Source organism: Paenibacillus sp. J22FR83, assembly GCF_059691955.1.
In genome coordinates this window covers 66,225-77,556 of record NZ_JCAUAM010000015.1, presented here as the reverse complement: position 1 = coordinate 77,556, position 11,332 = coordinate 66,225, and the positions used below count along the sequence as shown (strand labels likewise).

General features: G+C 46.5%; 8 protein-coding genes. 3 read left to right on the top strand and 5 right to left on the bottom strand.

The genetic code is table 11. From position 1 onward, the window contains the following. Window positions 1–141: 141 nt before the first annotated feature. Window positions 142–1,389, bottom strand: coding sequence for a carbohydrate-binding protein (locus AC58PV_RS25270; protein WP_497435352.1), 1,248 nt, complete (start codon window positions 1,387–1,389; stop codon window positions 142–144). A 378-nt stretch (window positions 1,390–1,767) separates the two neighbouring features. Here AC58PV_RS25270 and AC58PV_RS25265 point away from each other — a divergent pair, with 378 nt between their 5' ends. After that, window positions 1,768–2,961 carry a GNAT family N-acetyltransferase gene (locus tag AC58PV_RS25265; RefSeq protein WP_497435351.1) on the top strand — a complete coding sequence of 398 codons (1,194 nt, stop codon included), beginning with the start codon at window positions 1,768–1,770 and terminating at the stop codon, window positions 2,959–2,961. Between the two features lie 213 nt (window positions 2,962–3,174). Here the strand turns inward: AC58PV_RS25265 and AC58PV_RS25260 are convergent, their stop codons facing one another. Genes AC58PV_RS25260 through AC58PV_RS25250 form a run of 3 tightly spaced genes read right to left on the bottom strand, consistent with a single transcriptional unit; the run spans window position 3,175 to window position 6,489 of the window. Next, entirely contained in the window at window positions 3,175–4,038 is an 864-nt protein-coding gene (locus AC58PV_RS25260; protein WP_497435349.1) for a transglutaminase family protein, read from the bottom strand. Then, on the bottom strand, window positions 4,035–4,994 hold the full coding sequence (locus tag AC58PV_RS25255; RefSeq protein WP_497435348.1) for an alpha-E domain-containing protein: 960 nt from the start codon (window positions 4,992–4,994) through the stop codon (window positions 4,035–4,037). Before AC58PV_RS25255 ends, AC58PV_RS25260 begins: the two co-directional genes overlap by 4 nt. 40 nt (window positions 4,995–5,034) lie before the next feature. After that, window positions 5,035–6,489 (bottom strand): circularly permuted type 2 ATP-grasp protein, encoded by a 1,455-nt coding sequence (locus tag AC58PV_RS25250; protein ID WP_497435347.1) that lies wholly within the window; start codon window positions 6,487–6,489, stop codon window positions 5,035–5,037. A 349-nt stretch (window positions 6,490–6,838) separates the two neighbouring features. Between AC58PV_RS25250 and AC58PV_RS25245 the strand changes: the two genes are divergently transcribed. Beyond that, complete coding sequence (locus tag AC58PV_RS25245) at window positions 6,839–9,049, top strand: methyl-accepting chemotaxis protein (protein WP_497435346.1); 2,211 nt, start codon at window positions 6,839–6,841, stop codon at window positions 9,047–9,049. 243 nt (window positions 9,050–9,292) lie between these two features. Then, window positions 9,293–9,835: a hemerythrin domain-containing protein gene (locus AC58PV_RS25240; RefSeq protein ID WP_497435344.1), complete on the top strand. Its 543-nt coding sequence runs from the start codon at window positions 9,293–9,295 to the stop codon at window positions 9,833–9,835. Window positions 9,836–10,391: 556 nt separating this feature from the next. On the opposite strand, the gene trhO is transcribed toward AC58PV_RS25240, so the two are convergent. Further along, window positions 10,392–11,297, bottom strand: coding sequence for an oxygen-dependent tRNA uridine(34) hydroxylase TrhO (trhO, locus tag AC58PV_RS25235; protein WP_497435343.1), 906 nt, complete (start codon window positions 11,295–11,297; stop codon window positions 10,392–10,394). Between the last annotated feature and the right edge of the window lie 35 nt (window positions 11,298–11,332).

Below are 11,332 nucleotides of genomic sequence, written 5' to 3'. Positions count from 1 at the left end.
CCGTCTAGAAAATGATGCTAATAGTTCGGCAAAGTCGGACTATTGCTGGTTCCGGGGGCCGAGATGAGGGTGGGGAGAACAAGCGAAAGCAGAATAAGCCAATTGCCTCAGCAATTGACTTATCCATTCTTTCACTTCAGATTAATACAGTTTGGTGATTTTCCACCAATTGATATCGAAACCGCCGGTTGCGGCATAGAGGCCGAACTGATGTGTGCCGGCTGGGATTTGAACCTGATGTGAGACGGTACGATAGCTAGACCAGCTGCCGGTATTGGGGACATCAATTTGCCCTAAAACGGTGCCACCGGCATTGATATCCAGCGAGATCTTGCCGTTATTATTCGGAGTTGCGATCCGATATTCGACCAAATACGTGCCTGCGGTGGGGATATTCACATTGCTGAAAGCGATCCAGTCTTGGCTGTCGATGGCGCCGACATTTTGGCCGCCGCCTGTATCAGGTGTGGTTTCCGTGATGACGCCACTCATCGAAGTGTAACTTTCGGCTTGGAAGGTACGGTTATAACAGCCGCCAACGGCGAGTTCGCAGATTTCTGCCCTACTTGTAGAAACTTTGAGATCGTCGTACCAGATATAGGAATCATTCTGAGGTGCGAAGGCAGAGGTAGCTCCGCCGAAGAACGAAGAGAAGTACGCCTTATCAACCTTATCGGTGTTGCGAACAAAGCGCAATCCTGTAATGTTAGCTGCTGAGGTACCGTTATACCAAATTTGAATCTCACCATCTGGATTGGCATTTCCATTCGTAACGGTATTAACTTTGAGGCGCTGAACGATGTTCACCCATGAGCCCTTCGGATAGTAGATGTCGGCACCGTTGTTCTTCAGAACCGCATAGTCGCCGTATTGCCCCGCATTGCCCATGTGGTAGTAATAAATAGCGGCTTGACCGCCCGAGCGCCAGATCATCCGTGAGCTAAAACCATTGTACCCCGTACACTCCTGCCCACCTGAACAAGCGGCACCGCCGGCTAATCCAAGCCCTAATTTACCTGCATTTTCGGTCGATCCCCAACTGAAATCACTGCTAAATCGTACCCAATACGATAGATAATATTCTTGCCCTGGTGTGATGCTAAAAGGTGCTTGAGCGCCTGAATTTTGTGGATCAATTTGACCTTGGGGATAGAACACACGAAGTGACTGACCGCCAGAGTGGTTAAAATTGTAGCCATCGATCCATGTGCGAGTGCTCATGCCAAGATCCCAAGGGGCACTCCAGCCGTCAACGCCCCACTCAGACAAACTGTAAGCGTTTCCTCTTGTGGGCCGCTCAAAGGTATTCACTTTAGGTGCGGCATACGCAACGATTGATCCCATCATCATAAAGCATACAAGTACGAGCAGTAATACTTTCTTTTTCATAAAAAACCTCCTGTTAATAATAGTAACGCCTTGTTTCGGTATGAATAATAAGCTCCTGCCAAATTCATGCTGATCATTGGTCGTTCTTGCCTTGCAACTTTCAACTATCACCTTCTTTCTTCGTCTAGGGAATTCTCTCCACTACGCAGAACTTCGAACACTTGCTAATCCCAAAACTCGAAAGTTATCTGCGCTTCTTTATTGTAGACGTGAAGGGGGAGGTGAACTATCGTCAGATTTTTGGAAAATAGCCATAAATACGTCTACACAGGCATGTTGGGTTATCACTTCTTAAGAATATTGATCATAATGAGGAGAGATGGATTGTATTCAATTCTACATGTTAAAATAGAAAAAAATGGACAACTAGGAGGCACTATGGATCCCATTAGATTGTTGAAAAAGGATGAACTACCTGACAGTCTTACCTTGTCGGAGTTTGCTTTTCAGTACACAGCTTCGCCTGCGGAGCGTGAGGAACGTCTGGCTGTCATGGCCTCCCAACAGATTTGGGGATATTTTGACCAAGAGCAGTTAGCGGCCCAGCTAGTCATTTTGGACATAAAAACGTGGGTAAACAACAAAGCCTTTGACATGGGCGGAATTGCTGCCGTAGCAACATGGCCAGAACATCGCCGACAAGGCATGGTTGGTCAGTTGTTGTCTCACGCGCTGAAAGTGATGAAAGAATCCGGGAAGACCTTATCTTTCTTAGCCCCGTTCTCTTTTGCGTTTTATCGGAAGTACGGATGGGAAGGCTATGTTGAATACATGCGATATGAAATCGCAACCCACCAACTACCGAAGCCGGAAGTGGCGGCTGGGGGCAAGTTCCAACGAATTGAACCGGACTCAGCCTTGCTGAATCCAATTTATGAGGCGTATGCGAAGCGTTTTAACGGGATGCTCGTGCGGACAGAAGATTGGTGGCGTAAGCGGGTTTTCCACAGGAAAAAAGGAATCGTAACCCTGTATCTGAACGCTGCTGGAGAGCCGGAGGGATACATCATTTATCAAGTGAAGGAGAAAGTGCTCACTGTACATGAACTGATTACATTAACGGAGGACGCGAATCGCGGGCTATGGCGATTGATTTCCAATCATGACTCGATGATTGAGAAAGTGGTATGTCAGGCGCCGATCGGCGACCCGCTGCCTTTTGTGTTGGCGGATCCTCGGATTAAACAAGAGGTGGTTCCCTATTTTATGGCGCGAATCGTTGATGCTGCGGCGTTTCTTAGGGAGTATTCGTTTAACGCGGATGCGGAAGGGGCAAGCTTGGGCAAGCCGTTGTATCTGAAGGTTAAAGACGATCATGCCGAGTGGAACAACGGGATATTCCACATTCAGCCCGTGCATGGTGGCGAGAATGGTGTCGTTAAATCAGACTCGGAACATACGTTCGTTGACGTTATCTCGTGTGATATCCAGACTTTATCCGCGCTGTTAATGGGGTATAAACGAGCATCCTTGCTGCATCGCATTGGCCGTCTACACGGTGACGCAGGCGAGATCGCCAGACTGGAACGATTGATTCCGGAACGCACAACGTATCTGACAGATTTCTTCTAATAAATGAAGGCACGGATCATCGATCCGTGCCTTCTTGTGGTAATGATGCGTGACATGCTGGATGTGAGTAGAGCGGACTTAAAGAATAAATGGATTTTCTCGAGCTCTAGAGAGAATTTTCGCCAAATAGATGTATATTTTCCATTTAAACATTTAATCCAACAAGGAAAGCGAGTCGCGAACGCATACAGCAGCTTATCCCCACCCGCAGGTCTATTCCACTAACTTCACATCCACAATAACCTCCAAATCCTGTGTACCTGAGCCGCGATAGACGCCTTTGACAGGAACGATATCATTGTAGTCCCGTCCATGCCCAAGCTTGATATAACGCCAATTGACTTCGCAATTGTTCGTTGGGTCATAGCCGAACCAGCCTGCGCCTGGAATCAGACATTCGACCCATGCGTGGGAGGCTTGCGTGAAGTCAGCACTGCCGCCCTGTAAATCACCAACGAAGTGGTAGCCACTCACGTAGCGGGCGGGGATGCCTTTTTCGCGGCAAATCGTGATCATGAAATGTGCGTAGTCCTGACAAACACCACGTCGCAGCTTCAGCATCTCGCTGACGGTTGTCTGCACAGAGGTGGCAGATACATCATAAGTGAAATCACGGTGAATCGTTGTGTATATACTTGTAAGCAAATCATATATGGCGATACCATCATCGAGAATAGCGTCAGAGTAAGCCTTCAACTCAGGGGTTAGGCCTGTATAGCCAGTAGGTAATAAATATTCGGCATATTCATTCTGAAAGTCATCTCCGTATCTAGCAGATTTATCCTCGTAGGGAGATCTAACCGACACAGGATGGTTATCCTTGTCTTGGGTCACGACGGTGGAAACCATTTTGATCGTGAGCTCCTGATGAAGCTTATTGACGGTAAAAGCGTGTACGCGATTATGAAAATAATCTGAATACGTAAACAGTGCCGATACTGGCTCTGTTGTTATCTCATGATAATAACAGGACTGCCGACTGTCCGTTAACGGAGTTAGCCGAATTTCATTGACACTGTCCTGAGCGGAATGGGTGTAAGAATAGCGAGTAATGTGCGTGATTTCCAGCTTCTTCATGCGATAACCTCCTCCCGGGAGGGAAAAAAGATTTTCGACATTCTAGCGCCCATCCCATTGCAGGAATCAAGTAGTGTTTGTAGTGTCATTTCTATTTTCCCGGATCTCAAATCTTCCTCATCCATGCAAGCCAGATTCGATTTCATTTTCCCTGCAAGTTTCGCTAGCTTATGAACGGCGTTGTTGAGCTCCGGATCATCCAATTGAATGCCCTTGAACGATCGCTCCAGCGATTGAATGGAGAAGGCGACCGAACGTGGGAATGTCTCATGTAATAGCAGAAATTTGATGATACTATTCAAACTGACCCCGTCCGCATATTCTTTGCGATACGATTCGTATCCGCTGACGGATTTTAAAACCGCAAGCATGAGCGGGTAGGAGGAGAAATCTTCCTTCGCATATTCCGAGCAGAGCGATTGAATTAAGCGAAGCAGATTTTCGGCACGTTCGAGATAACGCCCAGCTTCAACGAAATGCCATTCATTCTGACGGGGCATGACAGAAGTAGCGGCGCCTTGAAACATAGATAGCGTATCTCGGATAAAACGATAAAATAAATGAGGCGAATCACTGGTGATATCGCGGACTTCTTTTTCTTTTAACCATAAATAGAGTCCGTTCAAAATATCCCAAAGCTCGGAAGGCATTTTCTCCCGAATATTTCGAAGATTAGCACGTGCGTGGTTTGTGCAGGCAAGTAGGGAGTTCGCATTATTTTTATCCAGCGTAATGTATTGAAGTACATGTTGTTCGGTGAAACTGCCGTATTGCTCCATGAAAACAGCCCGATCCCCAATCGTATCGATGAGCCTGCTCCAAGATTGGCCTCCGCTACCCTCTCTGTCCTCACGGATATGATAATACACGTCGATCAGCCTAGCGTGATTCTCAGTTCTTTCCGAATATCGCCCGATCCAGAATAAAGCTTCCGCTGTTCGTCCCATCATCACCATAACAATCAGCCTCCTATCGAAATCGAATTGCGGGTCGCCATTAACGTATGACCCACGTATCCTTACATCCGCCGCCTTGCGAAGAATTCACTACAAGGGAGCCTTCTTTCAAAGCAACACGCGTAAGTCCGCCAGGAATCACTTGAATGTCTTCACCCGCGATGACAAAAGCTCGCAAATCAATATGCCTAGCCGCCATTTGACCATCCATCATAACAGGAGCTCTAGATAGTTGAATGGTGGGTTGTGCGATATAGCGATCAGGGTTAGCGAGGATTTTGAGGCGGAAATCAGCAATTTCACTCTCCGAAGCCGAAGGCCCAATTAGCATCCCGTAGCCGCCGGATAAAGAAGTTTCTTTCACAACCATTTCGTGCAAATGTTTCAGGACATGCTCTCGCTCATCAGGCCTTGAAAGGATATACGTCGGTACATTGTTGAGAATAGGCTCCTCATTTAAATAGTAGCGAATCATGTCAGGCACGTAGGCATAAATAGCCTTGTCGTCGGCGACACCCGTACCTGGAGCATTCACAATGTTGATATTCCCTGCCCGATAGGCGTTCATAATGCCGGCGACACCTAGCATGGAGTTCGGATCGAAAGCAAGCGGATCCAAGAAATCATCATCTATCCGACGATAGAGAACATCGATTTGGCGAAGTCCCTTGATCCCGCGAATATATACTTTATGATCAATGACGACAAGATCGTGTCCTTCAACAAGCTCAAGCCCCATCTGCTGAGCGAGGAACGTATGCTCAAAATAAGCTGAGTTATAACAGCCAGGCGTTAATAAGCCAATAACTGGATTGGATTTACCAGAAGGGCTCAGCTTACGGAGGGCAGTCAAAAATACATTTAAGCTATGCTCAATATCTTGAATGGCATGGCTGAACACGAGTTCAGGGAACAAATGCGTCATAATCGATCTGCTTTTATATAAGTAAGAAAAGCCAGAAGGGGAACGAAGATTATCCTCTAGAACGAAATATTTACCCTGTTCATCTCGAATTAAATCAATGCCAGAAGCCGTCACGTATACATCATTAGGGATGGATAAGCGCATCATTTCAGGTCGGAAATAACAATTGGACAGCACCATTTTCCTGGGAATAATGCCATCTTTGAGGATGGATTGTTCATGGTAAATGTCTTTGAGAAACAGATTAAGTGCCTTTACACGCTGTTTGAGCCCTCGCTCGAGTTGGATCCACTCATCTTGTGGAATAATCCGGGGAATCGGATCAAAGGGAAGTGTTCGCTCTAGAGCTTCCGTCTGATCGGGGCTATAGAGTGTGAAGGTAATGCCTTCTTCCATCATCCGTTTCATCGTCGCGGTTTGGCGCTTGTTTAAGTTGCCTCTCTTCATCGACATGAATTGAAGAAACGTACTTTGATAATGAGGGCGAACCGAGTAGGCGTTCATAAACATCTCATCAAAAAAAGGACGAGGATCATAAGGAGTCGTGATCAGATTCTCAGGTTTGGACATCGCAGCTCCTGGTTTCATCTTTACGCATTCGGAAGTTACTTGAAGCTATGGACCCGAAGCAGAAACCAGGCCTCCTTTCTGATCTAAGTTATTGAAATGTTAGATAAAATAACACTTTCTTATGGAACAGGATATGGTTTTTCTTATATTGTAGATTTATCAGAAAATTATGTCAATATAACTTACACATAAAAATACCGACATTAAGCATGAATTTTTTGTGAATGTTCGGAATTTCGGAGGTAATTCTATATATAGTCTTGATTTACATTGAAAATCACTATAATATTGTCGAATAAGGGAGTGTTAAACAAAGTCACATTGAATGTGATAAAAGGGGTGTAGCGGTATGTTTGATTGGCTGGGATTTAGAAAAGGTCTGCCTTTGTGGTGGTCTTACCGCCTGAATCGTCATATCAAGGAAGATGTAGAGCACATTTTCGAAGGAATTGCGCACACTAGGACGGAGATTTTGCGCAGCTGGGCTGTTGCTTATTGGTCCCATTTGGATCGGTTGTTGCAACAGTTCATCAGTACAGAAATGTTGAAGGCGTCGAACGAGTCGAAAGACGCATCAGAGGTAGGCAAGCTGCTAGCAGCCACGATGAAGAGCGGAGCTGATTTCTCGGAAGTATTCATTTTGAATGAGAAGGCATCTGTCGTATACTCCACACACAACGCTCATGTGGGAAGATCCTACGCGGCGGGAAGCGTGCTGGGGAGAGGATTGGAAGAATCGCGCAAAGGCGTAAAATGCTTATTCGGACCTTTCTCGGATCCGCTCACACTTCAAATCGGCCCAAGTACTTCGCCTTTTCATGACGCGATGACGATTGTTTTTATTGTGCCTATTATGATAAAGGGGCAATGGAACGGAGTTATTTGCGGACGTGTGCCGAACGATGTGCTGGGAGATCTGATTCAGCGGGAGTCAGGACATGTGTATCCCGATTCTGGTGATAACTATTTATTTATGGCGAAGCCGGGGCTAAATAAGCACATCGTTCCTGGAACCGCATTATCACGAAGCCGATTCGAAGATTTAACTTTTACCCATGGAGATAATTTAAAAGATGGTGTTCGCACCGATTATGGGATCGTTGGGGTCAAGGAGCATACGGAGTTGGAGCTTGTTTTCACAGATCCTGCGACAGGACAACTGCATCCAGGTGTAGCAGGAACCATTGCCAAGGGGAATAATTTATTCGTGGAATACCCGGGATATTCTGATTATCGTCATATTGCTGTTATTGGAAAAGGTGTGACCTTCCAGCTGCCGCATTGCCCGGACGTATGGGGGATGATGTGTGAAGGGGATTTGGAAGAGGTCTACCGCATTCGTTCGATTGATTGGAAAATATTCAGTCTGCAAATGCGGTTCATTGTTCTCATGCTGCTTGTTTCCGCGAGTAGCTTCTGGCTGCTCAATGGACATGTGTCAAATGGTGCCGGCGCTGCGATTATGGTAGGTGTCAATCTCCTCTTCGGCGGAGTTGGTGCAAGTTTAATTCGACGTCAAGGAAGTAAGCCAATTGCTAGACAGCTTGCTCAAATTAATAAATTTATCCGCATTAATGCAGAAGGTAAAGGGGATTTGACACAACGTCTGAAGGTTGATGAGTTCGCTGGTGATGAGACGCGGGACTTGGCCAAATGGATCAATAATATGATAGATTCCTTGGAAGGCATCATGCTGCAGGTGAAGCAAGCGGCTGCTGAAGTACAAGTGAGCCAAGAACGAATGAATGACTCAACAGGGTCTACGGAGCAATCAACAGGACGCATGAGTACGAAGATCCATGATATGATCCGTTCGTTACGCGGACAGTTGAAGGATATTGATGTCGCGAAGGATGTTACGCAAAATATGAGCGGAACGTTACGCGAGTTGGAGGAGAAAGCTTCTGGACAAATCGCAATCGCACAGGATGAGGTTGAACGTATTGGTCAGAAGATGACGGATATTTCGGCGAAGGTGGAAGAAACGAATCAAACCATTCAAACCTTCCTGCACACGACGCAAGAAATTCCGAAACTGCTCAAAGTCATTGAAGAAATCTCAGCGCAGACAAATCTGTTATCGTTGAACGCGTCTATTGAAGCAGCCCGAGTAGGTGAACATGGCAAAGGCTTCGCTGTCGTTGCTGGGGAGATTCGTAAGCTAGCGGATTTGACCAAGAAATCAACGACAGAAATTAATGCGACAATCGAGGATATTGAACGCCATGCGAATGAAGCTTTCATCTCCATGGAAGAAGGCACGAAGGTCGTTCTAGAAGGAACGCAGATTGTTGCTGCAGCGTCTGAGATTCTGAGCAGTGCGAACGCCCACGACACGATGAAAACGCAGGTCGTAGAGGAAGTAGTAGCGCTCATGGAGAAAATTGCAGCGGTGAGCAAAGAGAACCGTCAGATCTCAGCGCAAGTGGAGCACACCGTGCAAGAGCTGCTGCAGGACATGCATCATGTGCGTCAGACGACAGGTGATGTTGGTGCGATAACGCAGTCTATGTTATTGCTCGTGAATCAGTTTCATTTGACAGAAAGCCGCATTCGTTAACAAGGTATTATTCGTCATTCTTTCGCATGTTAATAGCCCCATGCCGCATACAATGATAATGCGGTATGGGGTTTTTCTGCCAGTTCAGTACGATGAGGCTTAATGAAACTCGTCTCCCTCGGACGCTGCGGCATGGCGTAGCTGGGAAGTGGTTTTGTTACATAAGAACCAAGGGATTATTGAAACTTGAAGTGGAAGCTTGCCAAGAAAATTTTCTTAGGAAAACTCGGAGGAGGATGTCGAATGAGTGACCGTTTGAGCATTCAAACGAATCGGGCAGAGAATGTGAATCCTAGTGAATTTAGAATGCTAGCCCAGCGTTTGAAGGAGGAGCATGTGCAAATGCGTGAGCAGCTCTCCGACATTCGTACGCTTGCTGCAGCTTTGTACACCCTTGAAGATTGCTCAATTGGGATGTGTCGTCTGATCGAACTTCAGGACGGCATTCTATCCTTGGTGGAAGAGTTGGAGCAGCATTCGGAATGGGAAGAACAGGTCTTATTCCCGAGTCTGCAAACCTATTTACATCCGACGATGGCTATCTCGGTATCACGTTCTATGCATGTATTGGAGCAGGATCATGATTTGGCCAAAAGAGTCGTACAGTCATACGTTAACGGTGTCAACGCGATGAGCGTGCCCATCGACATGGACTTCGTCCATGTGATGGCCTCTGAGCTGCTAACTGCCTGCCTCATCCTGCTCAAGCACTTCACGCTGGAAGAGGAGCTTGTCTACCCGCTAATCGATCGGATCATGAGCCAGATTGAGGACCAGATTAGTTAGAATACGCCTATGGAGTATGAGTACTAGGACGTGGAGCGAGACAGTGCAACTGACGTGGATCAGCGGGTAGGTCGGTCAAAGTAGTAGGAGAGATTATCTAGGTTGAAGTGAGTGGAAAAGGTGGCAAGTATGGTGAAAGTAGCTAGAGTAGTTGGAGTAGCAGAAGTGGCAATTGTAGCAATAGTCGCAGGAGTAGCGGGAGTTTAAAGTAGCCAAAATGTGTGCCCGAAAAGCCCCCTCACAAGCAATTTGACTTGTGAGGGGGCTTTTTAGTTGACGTGAAGCTCCACTCAACTCCATGCACTATTGCGCTCCGTCTGAGCCGCAATGGCAGAATAACTGGAAAACCTACATCTATTTCAGGCCATTTTGTCTGATTTGAGTGAATAACTGGAAAAACTCCAGCTATTTTCAGCCATCTGCCCACTTATCGCGACAAAGGTGAAATTTAACTGGAGTTTTTCCATCTAAATGGAAGAATCAGCCAAATCCAGCGAATTTAGATGGAGTTTTTCCATCTATTCGCGCTAGAGGCTGCGAGGAGTGTGATGCGCCCCTACGCCTCCAACGTGCTCAACGTTTTCTCTTCGCATTCTTTGGAACAGAAGCTGTCATGCTCTTCTTCACAAGCTTCGCAGCAAATGTGCTTTAAGTGGCATAGATCGTTCGCACAGTTAATATAGCGATCCTCTGCGGTTCCGCAGTGGTAGCATTTGCCTACAACGATATCTTCATCGGTACGGTTAATCGGTACGGAGATGCGCTCATCGAACACATAGCATTTCCCGTCAAAAAGACGACCTTGTACCTCTTCATCTTTACCGTAGGTGACGATTCCGCCGTCCAACTGATACACGTCGGTGAAGCCTTCGTTGATCAAGAAACCGGATAGTTTCTCACAACGGATGCCTCCCGTGCAGTAAGTGAGAATGGGTTTGTTTTTAAACTCTTGCAGATTGTTGCGAATCCATTCAGGGAATTCCTTGGTTGTCTCGACTTCAGGACGAATAGCGCCACGGAAATGACCAATATCATACTCATAGTGATTACGGCCATCTAGCACGATGACATCTTCACTTTGCAGCTTCTCATACCATTCCTTAGGCTTCAGATGCGTACCAGTCAACTCATTCGGATTCACATCTTCTTCCAGACGGAAGGTGACGAGCTCCTTTTTCGGACGAACAAACAGCTTCTTGAAGGCATGTCCTTCATGCTCATCAATTTTGTAAACCATATCTGAAAACAATGGCATGAGATTCATCATCGCCATGTAGGCTTCCGTCTGTTCTACGGTCCCAGACAGGGTGCCGTTAATGCCCTCGGGCGCAATCAGAATGCGTCCTTTTACTCCGAGCTTTTTACAATAAGCCAAATGTTCTCGCGCCAATGCTTCATGATCAGCTACAGCGACGAATTTATAGTACAACAAGATGCGGTATGGAGCGCCATGTTCAGTCATAACAATTAACCACCTATACGTATAAAATGACACAC